The following is a 22,128-nucleotide window of genomic DNA, read 5'->3' on the forward strand; positions in this document are numbered from 1 at the left end:
AAACTGGTCAGCACATCGTTTTCACGGGAGTTTTTTAAGGGGAATAAAAATGACTAATTCGGAGTTATTGCAGTACTGCATGAACAAACCCGGAGCGGAACAAACGGTTCATAGCGACTGGAAGGCGACACAAATTAAAGTCGCAGATGTAATGTATGCGATGGTTCATGACGTGGAACAACGGCCTGCGGTTTCGCTGAAGGCAAGCCCGGATCTGGCCGATTTGCTGCGTGAACAGCATCAGGATGTTTTCCCTAGCGCACATCTCAACAAAGCACACTGGAGCACGGTTTATCTGGATGGGACGCTGCCTGATTCGCAGATCTACTATCTGGTGGACGCCTCCTATCAACAGGCGTTATCGCTGCTGCCTCAACAGACAAGGCAGCAGCTTTCAGACTAATTATTTCAATAACGGTTTAAGGAAACGCGCGGTGTGTGAGGCTTCACACGTTGCGACGGTTTCTGGCGTGCCGGAAACGAGAATTTCGCCGCCGCCGCTGCCGCCTTCTGGGCCAAGATCGACAATCCAGTCAGCGGTTTTAATCACGTCCAGATTATGCTCAATCACCACGATAGTATTGCCCTGGTCTCTGAGCTGGTGCAGAACTTCCAGCAGTTGCTGAATATCGGCAAAGTGCAGGCCAGTCGTTGGCTCATCGAGGATATACAACGTTTGGCCCGTGCCGCGTTTTGAAAGCTCACGCGCCAGTTTCACTCGTTGCGCTTCACCGCCGGATAGCGTCGTTGCAGACTGCCCAAGACGAATATAAGACAGGCCCACGTCGATAAGCGTTTGCAGCTTGCGCGCCAGGGCAGGAACGGCATCGAAGAACTCACGTGCATCTTCAATCGTCATATCCAGCACTTCGTGAATGCTCTTCCCTTTGTACTTAATTTCCAGCGTTTCGCGGTTATAACGCTTGCCTCGGCACTGGTCGCACGGCACGTAAATATCCGGCAGGAAGTGCATTTCGACTTTAATTACGCCATCGCCCTGACAGGCTTCGCAGCGCCCGCCGCGCACGTTAAAGCTGAAACGCCCTGGCGTATAACCACGCGCACGGGATTCCGGCACACCCGCAAACAGCTCACGCACTGGCGTAAACACGCCGGTATAAGTGGCCGGGTTTGAACGCGGAGTACGGCCAATCGGGCTCTGGTCGATATCGATAACTTTGTCGAAATGTTCCAGGCCGTGAACATCGCGGTACGGCGCGGGTTCTGCAATCGTCGCACCGTTCAACTGGCGCTGGGCAATCGGGAACAACGTATCGTTAATCAGCGTCGATTTACCGGAACCCGAAACCCCGGTGATGCAGGTAAACAGGCCCACCGGCAGCGTCAGCGTCACGTCTTTCAGGTTATTGCCTTTTGCGCCAACCAGTTTCAGCACTTTTTCTGGGTCGGCAGGCACACGGTTTTTTGGAACCGCAATTTCGCGTTTGCCGCTGAGGAACTGCCCGGTCAGGGACTCCGGCACATCCATGATGTCCTGCATGGTGCCTTCCGCCACCACCTGGCCGCCGTGCACGCCAGCGCCTGGGCCGATATCGATAATATGGTCTGCGGCGCGAATCGCATCTTCGTCGTGCTCAACCACAATCACGGTATTCCCGAGATCGCGCAGGTGAATCAGCGTTTCCAGCAGGCGCTCATTATCGCGCTGATGCAGGCCGATTGACGGTTCATCTAGCACGTACATCACGCCGACCAGGCCCGCACCAATCTGGCTTGCCAGACGAATACGCTGCGCTTCGCCGCCGGATAGTGTTTCTGCGGAACGTGAAAGCGACAGGTAATTCAGGCCGACGTTAACCAAGAATTTCAGACGATCGCCAATCTCTTTCAGCACTTTTTCAGCGATCTGCGCGCGCTGCCCGCTGAGCTTCATGTTCTGGAAGAACTCCATCGCATGGCCAATGCTCATATCTGAAATCGTTGGCAGCGGGGTATTTTCAACAAATACATGGCGTGCTTCGCGGCGCAGACGGGTGCCTTCGCAGCTTGAACACGAACGGTTGCTGATAAATTTCGCCAGCTCTTCACGCACAGCAGAAGATTCAGTCTCTTTGTAGCGACGTTCCATGTTGTGCAGAACGCCTTCGAACGGATGGCGGCGAACAGAGGTATCGCCACGGTCGTTGATATATTTAAATTCAATGCTTTCTTTACCAGAACCATTGAGCACCACGTTTTTCACGCTGGCGCTCAGTTCGTTCCACGGCGTTTCTACATCGAATTTATAATGCTCTGCAATCGAGCGCATCATGGTGAAGTAATAGAAGTTACGGCGATCCCAGCCGCGAATGGCACCGCCAGCCAGCGAAAGCTCACCGTTTTGCACTACACGTTCTGGGTCGAAATATTGCTGCACGCCAAGCCCGTCACAGGTTGGGCAGGCACCGGCTGGGTTGTTGAACGAGAACAGACGCGGTTCCAGCTCGCGCATGCTATAGCCACAAATTGGGCAGGCGAAGTTTGCGGAGAACAGCAGTTCTTCAGCTTTTTCGTCGTCCATATCGGCTACAACAGCAGAACCGCCGGACAGCTCGAGCGCGGTTTCAAATGATTCAGCCAGACGCTGGCCGATATCTTCACGCACTTTGAAACGGTCAACCACCACTTCAATGGTGTGTTTCTTTTGCAGCTCAAGTTTTGGTGGATCGGACAGATCGCACACTTCGCCGTCGATCCTTGCGCGGATATAACCCTGGCTTGCCAGGTTTTCCAGCGTTTTGCTGTGCTCACCTTTCCTGTCTTTAATGATCGGGGCGAGTAGCATCAGGCGCTTGCCTTCCGGCTGCGCTAAAACGTTATCAACCATCTGGCTGACAGTTTGTGCCGCCAACGTCACATTGTGATCGGGGCAGCGCGGCTCACCCACGCGGGCATACAGCAGACGCAGGTAGTCGTGAATTTCAGTGATGGTGCCGACCGTTGAACGCGGGTTGTGCGACGTGGATTTCTGCTCGATAGAAATCGCAGGCGACAAGCCCTCAATGTGGTCAACATCCGGCTTTTCCATCAATGACAAAAACTGACGCGCATAGGCGGAGAGAGACTCAACGTAACGACGCTGCCCCTCGGCGTATAAGGTGTCGAAAGCCAGTGAGGATTTGCCAGAACCCGAAAGACCAGTCACAACAATCAGCTTGTCGCGTGGAATGACGAGGTTAATATTCTTGAGATTGTGGGTGCGGGCGCCCCGAACTTCGATCTTATCCATTCACCTTTCCCGGTTTAAACGCTTTTTGCCAGGCCGCACTGGAGGCCGCCGACGATCACAAACGGCTAATTATGACACAATAAAACCTGAATGAATATCCAGTGTTTTAATGCAACAATGTATACCCCCGCGACATTCTGGAATGCATCCCGCAGCTATAAAGATTAGGGGTGGCGTGGTAGAATCGAGGGTTTACACTATTCATAAAACGTTTCAGGAGACACGATCATGGCCAGCAGAGGCGTAAACAAGGTGATTCTCGTCGGGAATCTGGGTAATGACCCGGAAGTGCGCTACATGCCAAATGGTGGCGCAGTTGCCAACATTACTCTGGCCACGTCAGAGTCCTGGCGCGATAAGCAAACCGGCGAAACGAAAGAAAAAACTGAATGGCACCGTGTAGTGCTGTTCGGCAAACTTGCTGAAGTTGCGGGTGAATACCTGCGTAAAGGTTCCCAGGTTTATATCGAAGGTGCACTGCAAACCCGTAAATGGACTGACCAGGCTGGCGTTGAAAAATACACCACCGAAGTCGTCGTTAACGTGGGTGGCACCATGCAGATGTTGGGTGGCCGTGCAGGTGGGGCAGGTGCAGCAGCAGGCGGTAACGCAGGCCAGCAGCAAGGTGGTTGGGGTCAGCCTCAGCAGCCACAGGGCGGTAACCAGTTCAGCGGTGGCGGCGCACCACAGCAGGCGCGTCCTCAGCAGAGCGCTCCGGCTCCGTCTAACAATGAACCACCGATGGACTTCGACGACGATATTCCATTCTGATCCCCAATTAGATAACGGGAATAATCATAAAAGCCTCGCGAATATGCGGGGCTTTTCTTATTTTATGGCGCGTAAAATAAGAAAAAACTATTTATTAAAATCATGAATGTATTTCATCTCTCCATAAGAAATCCTGCTTGCATTAAAACGTTATCCAGCTAAGTTAATTTGTGCAAACACACACTTAAATCCCCTAAATAATTCGAGTTGTGGGTAGGCGACAAGGGAGCAACAAATCTGTCTGGAATAGATTTGAACAGCGCTTGCGCTGGCCCGAAGGGTGAGCCTCATGGACGAGGCTCATAATCCCCAGGAGCTTACTTAAGTAAGTGACTGGGGTTTGTGAGTGCAGTCAACACCCCCACAACTTGAAGTATGACGGGTATAACTCCACTGGAGAACAGCATGACGGATTGTATTATCCCTGAAATAAAAGCATCAGAAGATGAAATGATTGCCATACGGCATTATCTACATGCTAATCCTGAATTAAGTCTGGAGGAGTTTAAAACCAGCGATTTAGTGGCTAAACAGCTTGAAACCTGGGGATACAACGTTACCCGGGGACTTGGCACTACAGGTGTTGTGGGTTCTCTGAAAAAAGGTGATTCGAATAAATCAATTGGCCTGCGCGCGGACATGGACGCGCTGCCAATTTTCGAGGAAACCCATTTACCCTGGGCCAGCACCGTGCCGGGTAAAATGCACGCCTGCGGCCATGATGGGCACACGACAATTTTATTAGCGGCAGCGAAATATATTGCCTCTAAGGAATGTGAGTTTAACGGCACAGTGCACCTTATTTTCCAGCCTGCAGAAGAGGCCATCGGCGGTGCGGATTTAATGATTAAAGACGGGCTATTTGACCGTTTCCCATGCGATCGCGTTTTCGCCCTGCACAATATGCCGGGATTACCGACGGGCAAGTTAGGCTTCTATTCCGGGAATTTCATGGCCTCGGCGGATACGGTAAAAATTACTATCACAGGCTACGGCGGGCATGGTGCTTACCCCCATCGTACCGTTGACCCGATTGTCACCGGGGCCGCATTAATCACCGCGCTACAAACCATTGTTTCCCGCAATGTGACACCAGGCGAAACCGCGATTGTTACCGTCGGAACATTTAATTCTGGTATCGCTTCGAACGTCATCCCGGAAAGTGCCGTCATGGAATTAACTGTACGCGCCATGAAACCGGAAATTCGCGACCTGTTAATTAAAAGAATTGAAGAATTAGCCGATTTTACGGCGAAAAGTTTTGGCGCGACTTGTAATGTGGAAGTCTACGACTCTTATCCCGTGCTAATTAATGATGATGAACAAACGGCATTTGCCAGAGAACTTGCCGTGGAGTTTTTCGGTAAAGACGCGGTGCTTGATTCCGTTCTGCCCTCTACCGGAAGTGAAGATTTTGCCTTTATGCTGCAAGAGCGCCCTGGCAGTTATTTCTTATTAGGCAACGGAGAAAAGGGCAATAAAGGCGGCTGCATGGTGCATAACCCAGGGTATGACTTTAATGATGACATTATTTCCACCGGTGCCTCCTTCTTTTCCCGCTTAGTCCAAAATTATTGTCGTTAATACTCTGGAGCGAATATGAAGAAATTTATCCTGCCATTACTTGCTCTGCTGGCGACAAGTTCTGCCCTGGCGAACGATATTAAAGAGATCCGTTTTGGCGTCGACCCGACATTTGCTCCTTTTGAATCAAAAGATTCAACCGGTAAAGTCGTGGGTTTTGATATTGATTTAGGCAACGCCATTTGTGAGAAACTCCAGGCTAAATGCGTTTGGGTCGAAAATAACTTCGATGCGATTATTCCTGCCCTTCAGGCGAGAAAGTTTGATGCCATTCTTTCAGGTATGTATATGACCGAGAAGCGCAAAGAGCAGATCGCCTTTACCGATAAAATCTATAATGGCCCCGTTTTCCTGGTGGCGCATAAAAATACCCCCATTAAACCTGAACTTGCATTGCTGAAAGGCAAAACGATTGGTGTTGAGCAGGGCTCTGCCCAGGAAACTTATGCCAATAAAAACTGGCGTAATGCTGGCGTGAATGTGGTTGCCTATCAAGGGGCAGATTTAGTGGTGCAGGATTTGGAGTCCGGGCGAATTGATGCGGCAGTGCTTTCTGGCGTGATGGCGGAATACAGTTTCCTTAATAAGCCGCAGGGGAAAGATTTTGCTATGGTCGGCGGCGCATTACAGGACCCGGAATTATTTGGTGCCGGGGCTGCGATCGGTCTGCGAAAAGATGATGCGCAATTACGCGAAGCTCTAAACGGCGCGATTAGCCAGATCCTTGCCGATGGCACTTATAAAAAACTGGCGGATAAATACTTTAGTTTCGATATTTATTCCGGTACGTGATGGTTTATTCGCACCACTGATAAAAACAAAAAAGGCCTCATAAATATGAGGCCTTTTACATTTTCTAATCAAACGATACCCAAGATGGTGCAAATCAGGTCAACACCATCGGCCATTCCGGTGGAGCATGGCTTGATATCTCAATCATAATGTCTTTGAACGATGCCCAAATCACCGGGAAATCGGCTAGTGACAAGCCTAATAAACCGGTCGCAAACCACAATGACGCGGCGAGGCCGAGTCCGCTGCTTACTACCGCCAAAAACGTGTAGTCAGATTTACGAAATTGAATGTTCAACGTGCTGGCTAAAAACATCAGAACCGCACTGACTAAAGGCCAGCGCATTAGCAAAACGCTGGTGGTAATTGCCGCCATGAAAACTGTTCCTCAAGCATAACTCATCACGCTCAACGGTTATGCGCGACACAAGGCGCGGCAAATACAGCTCAGGGACCGTCAGGGAAATGAGTGGGTGCAGAAAATGTAATAAAGAATCCTGTCTCACAGGATTTGTGAACTATATCACATTTGCTCTTTTAATCGCCAGTTCTACAGCGCATTTTCTGACCCATTTACACATGCTCAGGAAGGAAAATCTCTCGCAAACCCCGTCAGGCGTGGTGGCGATAGTCGGTTGGCGTGCGGTCAAACTCACGGCGGAATACGCGTGAAAATGTTTGCTGCGACACATAACCGTAATCCATAGCGATATCAAAAATCGGCCGTTGGCTGTTACGCAACTCTTTGGCCGCCATCAGCAGGCGACGCTGCCGAATGTATTCACCCAACGTCTGGCGCTTCACCGTACGGAACATCCGCTGAAGATACCATTTTGAATAACCAGATTTTTTTGCCACAACGTCAATGTTCAGCGGTTGATCAATGTGATCGTCAATCCATTCAGTCAATGTGTGAATAATATCCTGATGTGCCATAGACCATCCTCAAGCGTTAGCAGGTTTTGTTGGCAGCGAGTATAATTCCTCAAGTTAACTTGAGGTAAAGCACATTTATGGAAAAGAAATCACCGCGCTTTAAATCTTTACTGAGTCCGGGCGACGTTGCGAAGCGCAGCGGCGTTGCGGTATCTGCTTTGCACTTTTATGAAAGTAAGGGGCTTATCAAAAGCATACGTAACAGTGGTAATCAGCGGCGTTACACGCGTGATGTGCTGCGAAATGTGGCGATCATTAAAATCGCCCAGCGCATCGGCATTCCGCTGGCGACCATCGGTGAAGCGTTTGGCGTATTGCCCGACGGGCACGCTATAAATATGAATGACTGGAAAAATCTGTCGTCGCAATGGCGGGAAGAACTGGACAGACGCATTCATACCTTAACGGCGCTGCGCGATGAACTCGATGGTTGCATCGGCTGCGGGTGCCTTTCACGCGGCGATTGCCCGCTGCGAAATCCGGGCGATAAGTTGGGTGCAGAAGGGACGGGCGCACGTCTGTTGGAAGATTGAAGGCAAAACTAAAGCGCCCAACTTCGGCGCTTTAGTTTGTTCCCGGTCTTTGTCTTTCGATCTATCCCGCTTTTCGCAAGGAGGGTTTCCCCCGACATCAGCGTCCCTCAATCACACTTTCTCAGGAGGTTCCGGATTGCGCTGACAATTTAAGTGTAGATGCCCTTAGCCAGCTTTCAAGCTATTTTGCGTGTTTTTTGAACAATTCTCATACTCCACACCGCTCACCTTTACCTATAGTTAACTCATCTTGCTAAACAGAAGGTTAACCCATGCTTATCGTCCATCATCTCAATAACTCCCGCTCCCAACGCATTTTATGGATGCTTGAAGAGCTACAGGTGCCGTACCAGATTGTTCGCTACCAGCGTGAACCCACCAAGCTGGCACCCGAGTCATTAAAAGCCGTGCACCCTTTAGGCAAGTCACCGGTGGTGGAAGATAACGGCAATATCCTCGCCGAATCCGGGGCGATTATTGAATATCTGCAAGAGACGTACGATCCCGAAAGCCGTTTTAAACCGATCAGTAGCGAAGATAAACTGCGTTACCGTTTTTGGCTGCACTACGCCGAAGGGTCGTTAATGCCGCTGCTGATGATGAAACTGGTCTTTGGAAGTCTGGGGAAAGCCCCCGTTCCGTGGCTGCTACGCCCGGTGGGAAATGTGCTGGGGCAGGGCGTGCAAAAGGCGTATCTGAATAAGCAGATTTTAACGCATGCGCGCTATCTCGAAGATTCCCTGGAAAAATCCCCGTGGTTTGCCGGGCAGGCCTTTAGCGCCGCAGATATTCAAATGAGTTTCCCGGTTATCGCGTTGCTTTCGCGCGGTGGCATCAACGATCTACCGAATCTTCAGAATTGGTATAGCCAGGTGCAACAGCGTCCGGCCTGGCAACGTGCTATTCAGCAAGGTGGGCCGTTCGAGATCCCATAATATCCGTCATTCTTCAATTTGCCTCTTTGTTGGCTGCGTTCACTTGCCGCCGCGATGCAAATCGAATTATTTAGGATATGAGTTTTGATATCGAAAAATCCTATGAGTAAGGGAAAATCATTACCGGTATCTTGCATCATTGTTGCTAAATTGCGCATCGACGATAACGTTTGCGCACGAGGTGGCGATATTTTCATCGGCTAACGCTTTTTTCGCTCAAAAGCGGCAAAGTTCGGTTGAAAATCCATGCAGGAAGGCCGGATAATCGTTTGCCTTAATTTTGACACCCAGTTTGTATACGCGGAGTTAAACGTTTGCTTTTTTTGTGACGCCTCTTTTGTCACAAATGCTGCTCAGGGATATGACGTTTAATTGTCAGTGGATTGTCCACCACGTATACCGACTTCATCATAAAAATCTCAGGGGATTTTTCACTATGTCTAATCATTCTCCGCGTGCGACCGGCGGTCTTGACGCCTGGTTCAAAATATCTGCACGTGGCAGTACCGTTCGTCAGGAAGTGGTGGCGGGTTTAACCACTTTCCTCGCGATGGTCTACTCCGTCATCGTCGTACCGGGCATGCTCGGTAAAGCAGGTTTCCCTCCTGCGGCGGTCTTTGTAGCGACTTGCCTGGTCGCCGGTGTCGGTTCACTGGTGATGGGCCTTTGGGCAAACCTGCCGCTGGCCATTGGCTGCGCTATCTCACTGACGGCTTTCACCGCGTTTAGTCTGGTGTTGGGCCAACACATCAGTGTTCCCGTCGCGCTGGGCGCGGTGTTCCTGATGGGTGTGCTGTTCACCATCATTTCTGCAACCGGTATTCGTAGCTGGATTTTGCGTAACTTGCCGATGGGCGTTGCGCACGGCACCGGCATTGGTATCGGCCTGTTCCTGCTGCTGATTGCGGCAAACGGTGTCGGTCTGGTTATCAAAAACCCGCTGGATGGCTTACCTGTTGCGCTGGGCCATTTCGCCAGCTTCCCGGTCATTATGTCGCTGATTGGTCTGGCGGTAATTATTGGTCTGGAAAAACTGAAAGTCCCTGGCGGCATTCTGCTAACCATTATCGCGATTTCTATTTTTGGCCTGATCTTCGACCCTAACGTTCATTTCTCTGGCATTTTCGCGATGCCTTCACTGAAAGATGAAGCGGGCAATTCGCTGATTGGTAGCCTGGACATCATGGGTGCGCTGAACCCGGTGGTATTGCCAAGCGTTCTGGCGCTGGTGATGACTGCGGTATTCGACGCAACGGGCACCATCCGTGCCGTAGCGGGCCAGGCAAATCTGCTGGATAAAGACGGCCAAATCATCGATGGCGGCAAAGCGCTGACCACCGACTCCCTGAGCTCCGTGTTCTCAGGCCTGGTGGGTGCCGCGCCAGCGGCGGTTTACATCGAATCTGCGGCAGGTACGGCGGCAGGCGGTAAAACTGGCCTGACAGCTATCACCGTTGGTGTGCTGTTCCTGCTGATTCTGTTCCTCTCTCCGCTCTCTTATCTGGTTCCTGCCTACGCAACCGCTCCGGCGTTGATGTACGTCGGTTTGTTGATGCTGAGCAACGTGGCAAAAATCGACTTCGCTGATTTCGTTGATGCTATGGCTGGCCTGATCACTGCGGTATTCATCGTGCTGACCTGTAACATCGTTACCGGCATCATGATTGGTTTCGCCTCTCTGGTGATTGGCCGCATCGTTTCCGGTGAGTGGCGTAAGCTGAACATCGGCACCGTTGTGATTGCTATTGCATTGGTCGCATTCTACGCAGGCGGCTGGGCGATCTAATCTGTGATAGCGGCGGGTGGCGCTGACGCTTACCCGCCCTACGGTTTTTGTAGGTCGGGTAAGCGTCAGCGCCACCCGACATTAACTCCGGATTCAAAACAACATCTCCTGGCCCCTCCACATTCACTTCAAGTCTTTTCCTGTTTCCCTCCGGTGTAAAAAGTTGTTTTACTATCAGGTAAAATAAGATCCTAAAAAGGGTTCCACAAAACACCGCGACTAAGGAAAGCATGGAAATCTTCTTTACCATTCTCATCATGACCCTTGTGGTTTCGCTTTCTGGTGTGGCAACGCGCATGCTGCCTTTCCAGATCCCGCTCCCGTTAATGCAAATCGCCATCGGCGCGTTACTCGCCTGGCCGCACTTTGGTTTGCATGTCGATTTCAATCCGGAACTGTTCCTCGTGCTGTTTATTCCGCCGTTGCTGTTTGCGGATGGCTGGAAAACGCCGACTCACGAATTTCTGAACCACGGGCGAGAAATCATCGGCCTGGCGCTGGTGCTGGTGCTGGTCACCGTCGTGGGGATTGGCTTCCTGATTTACTACCTGGTGCCGGGCATTCCGCTGATTCCGGCGTTTGCGCTGGCGGCGGTACTCTCCCCAACGGATGCCGTGGCGCTTTCCGGTATTGTCGGCGAAGGGCGCATTCCTAAGAAAATCATGGGGATTTTGCAGGGCGAGGCGCTGATGAACGACGCCTCCGGCCTGGTATCGCTAAAAATGGCGGTTGCGGTCGCCGTTGGCACGATGGTATTTACCGTCGGCGGCGCGACCGTTGAGTTCTTCAAAGTGGCGATTGGCGGCCTGCTGGCGGGGATTGCCGTGAGCTGGTTGTACGGTAAATCGCTGCGCCTGATGAGCCGCTGGAGCGGCGATGAACCCGCAACGCAAATCCTGCTGCTGCTGCTTCTGCCGTTCGCCTCTTACCTGATTGCCGAACACATCGGCGTTTCCGGCATTCTGGCGGCGGTTGCTGCGGGGATGACCATCACCCGCTCCGGCGTGTTGCGCAGTGCACCGTTGGCGATGCGTCTGCGGGCAAACAGCGTCTGGGCGATGCTCGAATTTGTGTTTAACGGCATGGTCTTTTTGCTGTTGGGTCTGCAACTGCCGGGCATTCTCGAAACCTCCGTCGCGGCGGCCAATGCCGATCCCAACGTTGAACTGTGGATGCTGTTCCTCGATGTTGGGCTTATCTATTTTGCCCTGATTGGCGTACGATTCCTATGGCTGTGGTCGATGAAACGCATCAGTTTGCGCTTTATGACAAAGCGCCCGCTGGAGTTTGGCAGCTACACCACGCGTGAGTTGGGCATCGCATCGTTTGCCGGTGTGCGCGGGGCAATCACTCTCGCCGGTGTGCTTTCTATTCCGCTGTTTTTGGGGGACGGAACGCCATTTCCGGCGCGTTATGAGCTTATCTTCCTGTCGGCCGGCGTGATTCTGTTCTCGCTGTTTGCCGGGGTAATTATGCTGCCCATTTTGCTGCGTAACGTTGAAGTGCCGGACAAATCCATGGCGCGCCAAGAAGAGCGCATCGCCCGCGCCGCAACGGCAGAAGTGGCGATTGTCGCGATTCAAAAAATGGAAGAGCGGCTGCATGCTGACGTGGATGAAAACATCGACGACCAACTGCTAAAAGAGGTCAGTTCGCGCGTTATCGGGAATTTGCGCCGCAGAGCGGACGGGCGCAATGACGTAGAGAGCAGCGAGCTTGAAGAAAACCTTGAGCGCCGCTTCCGTCTGGCAGCCCTGCGTTCCGAGCGAGCAGAGCTGTACCATTTGCGTGCCACGCAGAAAATCAGCAATGAAACGTTGATGAAGCTGCTGCACGATCTCGATTTGCTTGAAGCGTTGCTCATCGAACAGCATTAAATTTATTGGCCGGGTAACACCGGCCAAAACTCCTTACAACACGCAATCCACGCCTGCGCACTGTGCGAAATATAAACCCCTTCACGCCAAATCATCGAAAGCTGCCAGGTTAAATCGCTATTTAACGGCAGCCACATCAGCGTGTTTTTATCTAACTTCTGGCAGATAATCTCCGGCAGAATCGCAATCCCCACGCCCGCCTGCACCATCGCCGCCAGGAAATCCCACTGCCCGCTGCGCACCGCAATTCGCGGTGTAAACCCATGCTCGTGAAACATCTGAATAAGCTGACGACTTAACGCGAAATCTTCGTTGTAGATAAGCAGCGGGTGAGCGGCAAGCTCGCCGGGATTGATGCTTTCGCGTGTCGTCCACGGGCCGGAGCGGGGCACCAGAACGCATAAGGGATTGTGGAGCAGCGGCATCGTAGAAAAAGCGTGTTCATCTTCCACCTGCAATGCCGTCATGGCTAAATCCAGCTCGCCGTTGAGCACCGCCTGTTGCACCGTTAACCCGCCAAATTCGGAAATCTTCAGTTCAACGCCCGGATAGCGCTGGCGATAAAGGCTAATCGGCCCGGCCATCATCATGCCGACCATCGGCGGAATGCCGAGGCGAAGCACGCCTTTGTTGAGATGGTTAATGTCGCCCAGTTCGGCTTCCAGTTGGCTAAACTCGGCCAAAATCGCCAGACCGCGCTGATAAACCACTTCGCCGGTATCCGTCAGCAGCAGCTTGCGGCCGTCGCGAATCAGCAGCGTGCAGCCGAGTTCGTCTTCCAGGTTGCGCAGCATCTTGCTGATGGTCGGCTGAGTCACGAACATCTTCTGGGCAGCGCGAGTAAAACTTTGCTGGCGAACCACTTCAACAAAATAACGCAGCGTCCTGATGTCCATAACTATTCCCGTTGACTATACCTCTGATGATTTTAATTCATTTCAATCAATGAAGTGAGCTAACTATAATCGCTACCTCACATTTTCAGGAGTGCCGCTCTCATGGCCGTGGCGTTACGTCGTTTTACGCCTGTTGTTTTCCGCCGCATTCAGGTGCCGCTGCAAGTTGCGCTCTATGCGGGGTTGTTTGTGTTTGCCGAGCAACTGGTGGATTGGCTACATCTGCCGCTGCCTGCAAACCTTGTAGGAATGCTGCTACTGCTGGCGCTGATCGTCTGCCGAGTGGTGCCGTTGAACTGGGTTCGCGCCGGTTCTCGCTGGTTGCTGGCTGAGATGCTACTGTTTTTTGTGCCTGCCGTGGTGGCGGTGGTGAATTACGCCGAACTGCTGATGGTCGACGGCTGGCGCATCTTCCTGGTGATCGCCATCAGTACCCTGCTGGTGCTCAGCACAACCGCGCTGGTGGTCGATAAAGTTTACCGCTTTGAGTTAGCGCGTGAAGCCCGCAGGCAGGCGCGTCATGACTAATTTCCAGTTAAGTCTCCTGTGCCTTGGGATCACCCTCGGGCTCTATTTTGCCAATAAAAAGCTCTATCGCCGCTTTCGTAAATTGCCGTTAATGCCGCTGGTATTAACGCCCTTGCTGCTGGTGGTGATGCTGATTTTGGGCCACATCTCCTATCAGAATTATATGGGCGAAGCGCACTGGTTACTTTGGCTGCTCGGCCCGGCGACCATTGCGTTTGCGGTGCCGGTGTATGACAACCTGAACGTGATTAAGCGCCACTGGATGTCGCTCTCCGCGGGCGTCATTACCGCTACGGTAGTTGCGGTGACCAGCTCGGTTTGGCTTGCGCGGTTCTTCACTTTATCGGACGAAATTCAGCGTAGCCTGGCGGTGCGTTCCATCACCACGCCCTTCGCGTTGGCGGCGGCAAAACCCCTCGGCGGGCAGCCAGAGCTGGTGGCGCTTTTCGTGGTAGTGACCGGTGTATTCGGCATGGCGGTGGGGGATGTGCTGTTCTTGCGCCTCGCGATTCGCGAAGGAATGGCAAAAGGTGCTGGGTTTGGTGCCGCTTCCCACGGTGCAGGCACCGCACGTTCCTACGAGCTGGGCCCGCAGGAAGGTGTGGTCGCAAGCCTGGTGATGATGTTTTCCGGCGTGGTCACGGTGCTGCTGGCTCCGTTGGTTCGCTGGGTGATGTTTTGATTTAATGGTGGATGTCGCTGCGCTAATCCCCCCTACAAAACCCGAGACGTAGGTCGGGTAAGCGTAGCGCCACCCGACAAAATCACTTCTTCAACCGAGAAACCAACTCAAACTCTTTAAACCAAACCGGGCGCTGCTGCTGCATCGAAATATTCCCGGCGATTCCGGTAAGAATCGACATCGCTCCGGCGCGGTGATCGGCGGCGCGTTTTAACGGGTCGTTACCCGGTTCGCCAAACAGATCCGCAAGCATTGCGTTATCGCCCCCGCCGTGGCCGCCTGCGCCAATGCTGAAATCCGCTTTGTAAGGTGCGGCAAACATCGGGAACACGGTAATATCGCAACTTTCCAGGCTGCCTTCGTTTTCACGCTCTCCACCGGCATTCACATACGACATCTCCACCAGTTTCATCTCCAGCCGCCCACGGCTGCCGTTGAACACCACGTTCAACCCTTCCCACGGCAAATAGGCGTTCAGTGAATAGGTCATCTGCACCTGGTTCTGGTATTTCACCAGCACCGAAAGCGTGTCTTCAATAGTGATTCCGTCGCTGAAAACGCTCTGGTCGCGGTAATAGTTATCTTCGTGTTCGGCATCCAGATACAACGCTTTGAGCTGGGCGTTCTCTTGCATATGCAGCGCAAACGGATCGTCTTTGGCGGCCTGATAGCCATGAACACGAGGGTAAAATTGCGAGACACCCCGCTTTTCGGCGTTTTCTTTACCGTAAAAACGCAGGCCGCCTTCCGCATACACGCGTTCCGGATAACTCCCCAGCCAGAAATTCATCAGGTCAAAATGGTGGGTGGATTTATGCACCAACAGGCCGCCGCTGTTGCGTTTTTCGCGGTGCCAGCGGCGGAAATAATCCGCGCCGTGCTCGGTATTCAGCAGCCATTCGAAATGCACCGAGAACACCTCGCCGATGGTTTCATTCATCAGCAATTCGCGGATTTTGCTGTGGTGCGGCGCGTAGCGGTAATTGAACGCGACACGCACCTGGCGGCCCGTCTCTTCAATGGCATCGAGAATGCGTAAAGCACGTTGTTCGTCGATGGTCATCGGCTTTTCGGTAATCACATCGCAACCGGCGTGCAGCGCCCGCACAATATAATCGTCGTGGGTGCGGTCCATGGTGGTGACGATAACAATATCCGGGCGCGTTTCGCGGATCATCGTTTCGAAATCAGCCGCTTTCCAGGTGGAGGCGAGCGGGGCTCCCGCATTGCTCAATAATTTATTGGCGTAATTCATGCGCGTCTGGTTGGTATCGCAAAATGCGACCATCTGCGCATTGTCTTTCCATTTCCCGCTGATGGCCTCGATATATAATCCGGCACGGCCACCGGTGCCCACTAGTGCATATTTTTTCATCATGTCCTCAAGTGTGAACTCATGGTATTTTTAGAAAATCGTTATTATTGGCGCAGCGTATGAAACTGGTTCCGCATCAATTAATGGAGTTAAACAGCCCGTTTATTTGGCACTGGCCGTGGTTTATTTCCTGTGTCGCTGCCGCTAAAAAACACGGATTTACCGGCATTATTCTTCACCAGCAGGAATTACTTTCGTTACTCGCCACGCCGTCACCGCTCAGTTACCGTCATGACGTTGAAAATCTTATTCACCAACAAAAAAATGCCCTGCAATATTTAAAAAAGGTCAGCCTTTATTTGCAGGAAAATAACCTCAGCTTCTGGCTACAAGGCGAAGCGGCCCCGACCGATGACATCATCCGGCGTAAATTTCCCGAGTTTTCTTTTGATGAGCGCAGCACGCCCAATTTCTGGAAACAGTTTTATTCGTCGATATTGTCCCCATTGCTGCCGGTATTACCGTACCTCGGCGGGCTGATATTAAGCCTGACGACGCCGCAATTTCAGACCGACGGCTGGCAGCAAAGCCTGCACCACGTCTGGAGCCTGTTACGCGCCCAGGGTAAAAAACTGGTGCTGCGCGATTTCATTGATACCAGTTGGCCGCGCCAGCAGCTTTCCCGCGTGTTATCGGGACTGCCGGAGGATGTGCGGGCGTCCATCAAAGCCACGGAGCTGGATTACCATCCCGGCTTTGCCAATCACCCCAACATTGTCTCGCTCACTGGCCATAAAAAATGGATCGAATACGATCTCTGGGGGACCGGCTACGGCTGGACGATCCTGCCGTGTTATCTGGCCGATGAAATCCAGGGGCGCCTCAGTTGGGCGACAAGCCTTGCCGACCACAATATCGAAACGATTACCTCGCGCGTTTCGTGGCAGTGGCTGCCGGATGGCCTGGCGATGGACTCCGCCAACGCCATCAATTTAATCGGCCTGAATGCCGCGAATAACACCGCGCCTTCTTCGGTTATTGATGGCTGGATTGAGCAGCAAAACCTCGGCTTTCGCAGCAAATCAGATCGCCAACGTTTTAGCGCTTTGTATGCCTCCAGCTACGACTGGCTGTGCAAAACGCCGAATCTTTTAGGGCGGCGAATGCACTACCAAAGCCAAATCCCGGAAAGCTACGCCCAGGCCCAACAACTGCTGCACACGGACATTCGCAGCGCCAACTGGGCGCAGGCGTTTCAACCGCTCTTTCCAACTGACGATCCTGCACTCGGTGCCGAACAGCGCCAGCTTATCGGGCTTGAAAAAGAGAGTGCCCACTTCATTGCCACCGCAGCGTTGCAACAGCTCCGCGAACTGCGCATCACCTGCCACAATGAAACTCTTGAGCGCCTCGAAGCCGCATGGCGCAACGCTGAAATCTACGGCCAACTGTTCTCGCAAGTCGCTTTTGCGGTAAGCGACCTGCAAATGGCCGAACACTATGGCGATGCCGCGCAGGTGGCGAAAACCGCCGCTCAACATCGCGAAACACTGCTGCGCTTTGCCGATACGCTTGAGCGTTGGGCTGATTCGCCGCCGCCTGGCAGCCCGAACTATGTCTCTGTGCTGTTGAGCGCCGAACGTTTACGCGGGTTTGCCTCAAGCCTGCTGAGATAATCATAAGAAGGCGGAGCGTGGTTGTCGTGCTGGCGTGGGTGAGTAAAACGGCGCGAAACCCAACAATGCTAAAACTCGCGATCGCGCTCGCAGAATGGCGAAATTCTCTGTGATTCTCGTCACGTAGCGTGGGCAAAAAATTGTGAAGGGCGGCGTGTGGCCAGGGGAAAAGTGCGAGGTTGAACGGATGAGTAAAACGTATCGCATGAATAAACTACGCTCAAATCCTGAAATTTGAGCGTAGTTTATGGCGATCACTAAACCCAGAATTCCCCGGCTCTCCTGAGCCGGGAAAAGTTAAAACTAATCAGTGAGCGCGACCCTGCTCAATACCAATCCCGGTCTGAGAGCGGATAAACTGAGCGCGGAATTTCTCGCGTTCCAGGTTACCTTCCGGGCTGTTATCGGTGATTGAGAATACCCAGATCCCCACGAACGCCACCAGAATTGAGAACAGCGCCGGGTATTCGTACGGGAAGATCGCCGTTGCGTGGCCCAGCACCTGCACCCAAACCGTTGGGCCGAGGATCATCAGGATCACCGCGGTTAACAGACCCAGCCAGCCGCCGACCATTGCGCCGCGCGTGGTCAGTTTCGACCAGTACATGGAAAGCAGGATAATGGGGAAGTTACAGCTCGCCGCAATTGAGAACGCGAGCCCTACCATGAAGGCGATGTTTTGTTTTTCGAACAAAATCCCCAGCCCGATAGCCACCACACCCAGTATCACCACCGTAATTTTCGAGACTTTCAGCTCATCACGTTCAGACGCCCCTTTGCGGAACACGTTGGCGTAGAGATCGTGCGAAACCGCAGAGGCCCCCGCCAGCGTCAGACCCGCAACCACCGCCAGAATCGTCGCGAAGGCTACCGCTGAGATGAAGCCCAGGAACAGGCTGCCACCCACGGCGTCTGCCAGGTGAACCGCCGCCATATTATTCCCACCGATCAACGCACCAGCCGCATCTTTAAAGGCCGGGTTTGCACCCACCAACATGATGGCGCCAAAGCCGATGATAAAGGTCAGGATGTAGAAGTAGCCCATGAAGCCGGTGGCATACAGCACGCTTTTACGCGCTTCTTTGGCGTCGCTGACGGTGAAGAAACGCATCAGAATATGCGGCAAACCTGCGGTACCAAACATCAAACCTAATCCCAGCGATAGCGCTGAAATCGGGTCTTTCACCAGGCCGCCAGGGCTCATGATCGCCACGCCTTTCGGGTGGACTGCAATCGCTTCGGCGAACAGGTTATTGAAGCTGAAGCCCACGTGTTTCATCACCATAAAGGCCATGAAACTTGCGCCGAACAGCAGCAATACCGCTTTGATGATTTGTACCCAGGTGGTTGCCAGCATGCCGCCGAACAGCACGTACATCACCATCAATACGCCAACCAGCACCACCGCAACGTGGTAGTTCAGGCCGAACAGCAGTTCGATAAGTTTACCTGCGCCCACCATCTGGGCAATCAGGTAAAGCGCAACCACCACGAGAGAACCGCAGGCCGACAGAATACGGATTGGCCCTTGTTTCAGGCGATATGAGGCCACGTCGGCAAAGGTATATTTGCCCAGGTTGCGCAGGCGTTCCGCAATCAGGAACAGGATAATCGGCCAGCCGACCAAAAAGCCCAGCGAGTAAATCAGGCCGTCGTAGCCGGAGGTAAACACCAGCGCAGAAATGCCGAGGAACGATGCGGCAGACATATAGTCGCCCGCAATCGCCAGGCCATTCTGGAAGCCGGTGATATTGCCGCCTGCGGTGTAGTAATCGCTACGCGTGCGGGTTCTTTTGGATGCCCAATAAGTGATACCCAGCGTAAAGGCGACGAATACCACGAACATAATAATCGCCTGCCAGTTGGTGGGCTGGCGCTGAACCGCTCCTGTAATCGCATCGGCGGCAAATGCGGATGCTGGCAGGCTGACGAGCGGTGCGGCGATAAGGCCGAGAAGACGTTTCATAATACCTTCACCTCGCGCACCACTGCGTTATTGAGACGATCAAACTCGCCGTTTGCCCGCCAGACGTAAACGCCCGTCAGGAAGAAGGAGATCAAAATGACCCCGACCCCAATTGGGATCCCCCGCGTTACGGTCGTGCCTGCATGTAGAGGCGTGCCCAGCCAGCCGGGCGCGAATGCAATCAGCAAAATAAAGCTGACGTAGATCACCAGCACGATGAGAGACAAAATGGTGGCAAACCGTTGCCGTTTTTCGACTAACTCCCTGAATTGCGCACTGTCTTCTATCCGCTGATAAATGTTGGAATCATTCATCACAGAGTCTCCAGAGGATTCCCTTCGTCTTTTGCGCCGCACGGGTGTTGGCTGCATTCGCGTACCCCAGTCACTTACTTGTGTAAGCTCCTGGGGATTTGCTCGTTTGCCGCCTTCCTGCAACGCAAAATCCTTTGGGAATTAGGGTTAGGTTGGGTTTTTATAATTGCCTCTCACCGACAGAAACGGCGTAGGGGGGATAAGCGAAGCGCCATCCACCTTAGAGGAACGTCTCACTGGCGGATGGCGTTGCACTTATCCGCCCTACATCTGGAGATGAGAGGGCGGGGTCAAGAATGGTTATGATGGCATCGTAATAGCTTGCTTTTCCTCCAGTAACTTCTCAACAACGCCCGGATCGGCAAGCGTTGAAGTGTCACCAAAGTTGCTGGTGTCGCCCGCGGCGATTTTACGCAAAATACGACGCATAATTTTGCCGGAGCGGGTTTTCGGGAGTGAATCCGTCCAGTGCAGAATATCCGGCGTGGCGAGCGGGCCAATCTCTTTACGCACCCAGTTGCGCACTTCGGTATACAGCTCAGGCGTTGGCTCTTCGCCGTGATTTAGCGTGACGTAGGCATAAATCGCCTGGCCTTTAATGTTATGCGGAATGCCGACCACAGCCGCCTCGGCGACTTTCGGGTGTGACACCAGCGCCGATTCGATTTCTGCGGTGCCCAGGCGGTGGCCGGAGACGTTCAGCACGTCATCCACGCGTCCGGTGATCCAGTAGTAACCGTCTTCATCGCGACGCGCGCCGTCACCGCTGAAGTACATATTTTTGAAGGTCGAGAAATAGGTCTGCTCGAAACGTTCGTGGTCGCCAAACAGGGTGCGCGCCTGGCCCGGCCAGGAATCGGTGATCACCAGATTGCCTTCGGTTGCGCCCTGCTGCGGATTCCCTTCGTTATCCACCAGCGCAGGTTGAACGCCAAAGAACGGGCGCGTGGCGGAACCGGCTTTCAGCTCGGTCGCACCAGGAATCGGGGTAATCATGAAGCCGCCGGTTTCGGTCTGCCACCAGGTATCCACCACCGGGCATTTCTCGTTACCGATTTTCTTCCAGTACCACTCCCACGCTTCCGGGTTAATCGGCTCGCCGACAGAACCCAAAATACGCAGCGATGAGCGATCGGTGTTCTCAATCGCTTTATCGCCTTCCGCCATCAAGGCACGAATCGCGGTTGGCGCGGTGTAGAGAATGTTTACTTTATGCTTATCAACCACCTGCGCCATGCGGTTTGGTGCCGGCCAGTTTGGCACGCCTTCAAACATCAGCGTGATCGCGCCGCACGCCAGAGGGCCGTAAAGCAGATAACTGTGACCGGTGACCCAACCCACGTCGGCGGTACACCAGTAAACGTCGCCCTGATGGTAATCAAACACATATTTGAAAGTGGTTGCGGCATACACCAGGTAACCGCCGGTGGAGTGCAGCACGCCTTTTGGCTTGCCGGTTGAACCGGAGGTGTAGAGGATAAACAGCGGATCTTCGGCGTTCACTTCCACCGGCTGGTGGTGTGCGCTCGCTTTCTCGACCAGCTCGTTCCACCACAGGTCGCGGCCTTCTTGCCAGTCAATTTTTCCGCCGGTACGTTTCAGGACAATAACGTGCTCAACGGTTTTAACGCCTGGGTTTTTCAGCGCGTCATCGACATTTTTCTTCAGCGGAATGGAACGCCCGGCACGAATGCCTTCGTCGGCGGTTATCACCAGGCGTGAGCTGGAATCGATAATACGCCCGGCGACGGCTTCCGGTGAGAAACCGCCGAAAATGACGGAGTGCACCGCGCCGATACGGGCGCAGGCCAGCATCGCAACGGCAGCTTCCGGCACCATCGGCATATAAATGGCGACGACATCACCTTTCTTGATGCCCAGTTCTACCAGGGTATTGGCAAAACGGCACACTTCGCGGTGCAGTTCGCGATAGGTAATGGTTTTGCTCTGGGTGGCGTCGTCGCCTTCCCAGATTATCGCGGTCTGATCGCCACGATCTTTCAGATGTCTGTCCAGGCAGTTGGCGGCGAGGTTCAGCGTGCCGTCTTCATACCATTTGATAGAGACATTTCCTGGCGCGAAAGAGGTGTTTTTCACCTTCTGGTAGGGCTTGATCCAGTCAAGAATTTTCCCTTGTTCACCCCAAAATGCGTCAGGGTCATGTACCGAGTGCTGGTACATGGATTGGTACTGCTCCGGGTTTATCAGGCAATCGTCCGCAATGTTTGCGGGAATGGCGTGTTTATGTATTTGGCTCATGGCTTTTTTTCTCCTTGTAGGATGTTAATAATATGTCACTCAAACGTTA

Annotated in this window: 19 protein-coding genes; 11 read left to right on the forward strand and 8 right to left on the reverse strand. The window is 53.1% G+C overall.

Features of this window, described 5'->3' with window-relative positions; all coding sequences use genetic code 11:
- Positions 1-49: 49 nt before the first annotated feature.
- Complete coding sequence (locus tag AB1E22_RS11000) at positions 50-403, forward strand: MmcQ/YjbR family DNA-binding protein (RefSeq protein ID WP_367595356.1); 354 nt, start codon at positions 50-52, stop codon at positions 401-403.
- Here AB1E22_RS11000 and uvrA read toward each other — a convergent pair whose 3' ends face one another.
- Positions 404-3,229, reverse strand: a complete 2,826-nt coding sequence (gene uvrA / locus AB1E22_RS11005) for an excinuclease ABC subunit UvrA (RefSeq protein WP_367595357.1) — start codon at positions 3,227-3,229, stop codon at positions 404-406. It abuts the gene before it with no gap.
- 228 nt (positions 3,230-3,457) lie between these two features.
- Between uvrA and ssb1 the strand changes: the two genes are divergently transcribed.
- The 3 genes from ssb1 to AB1E22_RS11020 all read left to right on the forward strand — a co-directional run bounded on the left by ssb1 (position 3,458) and on the right by AB1E22_RS11020 (position 6,376).
- Complete coding sequence (ssb1, locus tag AB1E22_RS11010; RefSeq protein ID WP_367595358.1) at positions 3,458-4,000, forward strand: single-stranded DNA-binding protein SSB1; 543 nt, start codon at positions 3,458-3,460, stop codon at positions 3,998-4,000.
- A gap of 405 nt (positions 4,001-4,405) precedes the next feature.
- Positions 4,406-5,584: a M20 aminoacylase family protein gene (locus AB1E22_RS11015; protein WP_367595359.1), complete on the forward strand. Its 1,179-nt coding sequence runs from the start codon at positions 4,406-4,408 to the stop codon at positions 5,582-5,584.
- Positions 5,585-5,599: 15 nt separating this feature from the next.
- Complete coding sequence (locus AB1E22_RS11020; RefSeq protein ID WP_367595361.1) at positions 5,600-6,376, forward strand: ABC transporter substrate-binding protein; 777 nt, start codon at positions 5,600-5,602, stop codon at positions 6,374-6,376.
- A gap of 94 nt (positions 6,377-6,470) precedes the next feature.
- On the opposite strand, the gene AB1E22_RS11025 is transcribed toward AB1E22_RS11020, so the two are convergent.
- Both AB1E22_RS11025 and soxS read right to left on the reverse strand, forming a co-directional pair.
- Entirely contained in the window at positions 6,471-6,752 is a 282-nt protein-coding gene (locus AB1E22_RS11025) for a YjcB family protein (RefSeq protein ID WP_367595362.1), read from the reverse strand.
- Positions 6,753-6,988: 236 nt separating this feature from the next.
- Positions 6,989-7,312, reverse strand: coding sequence for a superoxide response transcriptional regulator SoxS (gene soxS / locus AB1E22_RS11030; protein WP_367595363.1), 324 nt, complete (start codon positions 7,310-7,312; stop codon positions 6,989-6,991).
- Positions 7,313-7,389: 77 nt separating this feature from the next.
- On the opposite strand from soxS, the gene soxR reads away from it, so the two are divergent.
- The 4 genes from soxR to AB1E22_RS11050 all read left to right on the forward strand — a co-directional run bounded on the left by soxR (position 7,390) and on the right by AB1E22_RS11050 (position 12,443).
- Entirely contained in the window at positions 7,390-7,845 is a 456-nt protein-coding gene (gene soxR / locus AB1E22_RS11035) for a redox-sensitive transcriptional activator SoxR (RefSeq protein WP_367595364.1), read from the forward strand.
- A gap of 272 nt (positions 7,846-8,117) precedes the next feature.
- Positions 8,118-8,780 carry a glutathione S-transferase family protein gene (locus AB1E22_RS11040; RefSeq protein WP_367595365.1) on the forward strand — a complete coding sequence of 221 codons (663 nt, stop codon included), beginning with the start codon at positions 8,118-8,120 and terminating at the stop codon, positions 8,778-8,780.
- A gap of 436 nt (positions 8,781-9,216) precedes the next feature.
- Positions 9,217-10,566, forward strand: coding sequence for a guanine/hypoxanthine transporter GhxP (gene ghxP, locus AB1E22_RS11045; protein ID WP_367595366.1), 1,350 nt, complete (start codon positions 9,217-9,219; stop codon positions 10,564-10,566).
- Between the two features lie 230 nt (positions 10,567-10,796).
- On the forward strand, positions 10,797-12,443 hold the full coding sequence (locus tag AB1E22_RS11050) for a Na+/H+ antiporter (protein WP_367595367.1): 1,647 nt from the start codon (positions 10,797-10,799) through the stop codon (positions 12,441-12,443).
- Positions 12,444-12,445: 2 nt separating this feature from the next.
- Here AB1E22_RS11050 and AB1E22_RS11055 read toward each other — a convergent pair whose 3' ends face one another.
- Complete coding sequence (locus AB1E22_RS11055; RefSeq protein ID WP_367595368.1) at positions 12,446-13,339, reverse strand: LysR family transcriptional regulator; 894 nt, start codon at positions 13,337-13,339, stop codon at positions 12,446-12,448.
- A gap of 102 nt (positions 13,340-13,441) precedes the next feature.
- Here AB1E22_RS11055 and AB1E22_RS11060 point away from each other — a divergent pair, with 102 nt between their 5' ends.
- Together AB1E22_RS11060 and AB1E22_RS11065 are read left to right on the forward strand one after the other, a co-directional pair.
- A complete protein-coding gene (locus AB1E22_RS11060; protein ID WP_367595369.1) occupies positions 13,442-13,867 on the forward strand; it encodes a CidA/LrgA family protein in 426 nt (141 codons plus the stop codon).
- Positions 13,860-14,549, forward strand: a complete 690-nt coding sequence (locus AB1E22_RS11065; protein WP_367595370.1) for an LrgB family protein — start codon at positions 13,860-13,862, stop codon at positions 14,547-14,549. Before AB1E22_RS11060 ends, AB1E22_RS11065 begins: the two co-directional genes overlap by 8 nt.
- Positions 14,550-14,631: 82 nt before the next feature.
- Here AB1E22_RS11065 and AB1E22_RS11070 read toward each other — a convergent pair whose 3' ends face one another.
- Positions 14,632-15,924 carry a Gfo/Idh/MocA family protein gene (locus tag AB1E22_RS11070; RefSeq protein WP_367595371.1) on the reverse strand — a complete coding sequence of 431 codons (1,293 nt, stop codon included), beginning with the start codon at positions 15,922-15,924 and terminating at the stop codon, positions 14,632-14,634.
- 59 nt (positions 15,925-15,983) lie between these two features.
- Between AB1E22_RS11070 and AB1E22_RS11075 the strand changes: the two genes are divergently transcribed.
- Positions 15,984-17,540, forward strand: coding sequence for a hypothetical protein (locus AB1E22_RS11075; RefSeq protein ID WP_367595372.1), 1,557 nt, complete (start codon positions 15,984-15,986; stop codon positions 17,538-17,540).
- A gap of 307 nt (positions 17,541-17,847) precedes the next feature.
- On the opposite strand, the gene actP is transcribed toward AB1E22_RS11075, so the two are convergent.
- The 3 genes from actP to acs all read right to left on the reverse strand — a co-directional run bounded on the left by actP (position 17,848) and on the right by acs (position 22,079).
- A complete protein-coding gene (gene actP, locus AB1E22_RS11080; protein WP_367595373.1) occupies positions 17,848-19,506 on the reverse strand; it encodes a cation/acetate symporter ActP in 1,659 nt (552 codons plus the stop codon).
- The gene (locus AB1E22_RS11085) at positions 19,503-19,820 is read right to left on the reverse strand and encodes a DUF485 domain-containing protein (protein WP_367595374.1); all 318 of its coding nucleotides are present in this window, start codon (positions 19,818-19,820) and stop codon (positions 19,503-19,505) included. The genes actP and AB1E22_RS11085 overlap by 4 nt, the downstream gene beginning before the upstream one ends.
- Before the next feature lie 300 nt (positions 19,821-20,120).
- A complete protein-coding gene (gene acs / locus AB1E22_RS11090) occupies positions 20,121-22,079 on the reverse strand; it encodes an acetate--CoA ligase (RefSeq protein ID WP_367595375.1) in 1,959 nt (652 codons plus the stop codon).
- Positions 22,080-22,128: the final 49 nt, after the last annotated feature.

The organism is Buttiauxella gaviniae (genome assembly GCF_040786275.1).
In the GTDB taxonomy this organism is placed as follows: domain Bacteria; phylum Pseudomonadota; class Gammaproteobacteria; order Enterobacterales; family Enterobacteriaceae; genus Buttiauxella; species Buttiauxella gaviniae_A.

Bases quoted from the DNA above. Each gene is read 5' to 3' on its own strand.
- actP (WP_367595373.1), bottom strand. From the start codon at position 19,506: ATGAAACGTCTTCTCGGCCTTATCGCCGCACCGCTCGTCAGCCTGCCA.
- AB1E22_RS11065 (WP_367595370.1), top strand. From the start codon at position 13,860: ATGACTAATTTCCAGTTAAGTCTCCTGTGCCTTGGGATCACCCTCGGG.
- AB1E22_RS11025 (WP_367595362.1), bottom strand. From the start codon at position 6,752: ATGGCGGCAATTACCACCAGCGTTTTGCTAATGCGCTGGCCTTTAGTC.
- ssb1 (WP_367595358.1), top strand. From the start codon at position 3,458: ATGGCCAGCAGAGGCGTAAACAAGGTGATTCTCGTCGGGAATCTGGGT.
- soxR (WP_367595364.1), top strand. From the start codon at position 7,390: ATGGAAAAGAAATCACCGCGCTTTAAATCTTTACTGAGTCCGGGCGAC.
- AB1E22_RS11020 (WP_367595361.1), top strand. From the start codon at position 5,600: ATGAAGAAATTTATCCTGCCATTACTTGCTCTGCTGGCGACAAGTTCT.
- AB1E22_RS11085 (WP_367595374.1), bottom strand. From the start codon at position 19,820: ATGAATGATTCCAACATTTATCAGCGGATAGAAGACAGTGCGCAATTC.
- acs (WP_367595375.1), bottom strand. From the start codon at position 22,079: ATGAGCCAAATACATAAACACGCCATTCCCGCAAACATTGCGGACGAT.
- AB1E22_RS11040 (WP_367595365.1), top strand. From the start codon at position 8,118: ATGCTTATCGTCCATCATCTCAATAACTCCCGCTCCCAACGCATTTTA.
- AB1E22_RS11000 (WP_367595356.1), top strand. From the start codon at position 50: ATGACTAATTCGGAGTTATTGCAGTACTGCATGAACAAACCCGGAGCG.
- AB1E22_RS11060 (WP_367595369.1), top strand. From the start codon at position 13,442: ATGGCCGTGGCGTTACGTCGTTTTACGCCTGTTGTTTTCCGCCGCATT.
- AB1E22_RS11070 (WP_367595371.1), bottom strand. From the start codon at position 15,924: ATGAAAAAATATGCACTAGTGGGCACCGGTGGCCGTGCCGGATTATAT.
- AB1E22_RS11015 (WP_367595359.1), top strand. From the start codon at position 4,406: ATGACGGATTGTATTATCCCTGAAATAAAAGCATCAGAAGATGAAATG.
- AB1E22_RS11050 (WP_367595367.1), top strand. From the start codon at position 10,797: ATGGAAATCTTCTTTACCATTCTCATCATGACCCTTGTGGTTTCGCTT.
- soxS (WP_367595363.1), bottom strand. From the start codon at position 7,312: ATGGCACATCAGGATATTATTCACACATTGACTGAATGGATTGACGAT.
- ghxP (WP_367595366.1), top strand. From the start codon at position 9,217: ATGTCTAATCATTCTCCGCGTGCGACCGGCGGTCTTGACGCCTGGTTC.
- AB1E22_RS11075 (WP_367595372.1), top strand. From the start codon at position 15,984: ATGAAACTGGTTCCGCATCAATTAATGGAGTTAAACAGCCCGTTTATT.
- AB1E22_RS11055 (WP_367595368.1), bottom strand. From the start codon at position 13,339: ATGGACATCAGGACGCTGCGTTATTTTGTTGAAGTGGTTCGCCAGCAA.
- uvrA (WP_367595357.1), bottom strand. From the start codon at position 3,229: ATGGATAAGATCGAAGTTCGGGGCGCCCGCACCCACAATCTCAAGAAT.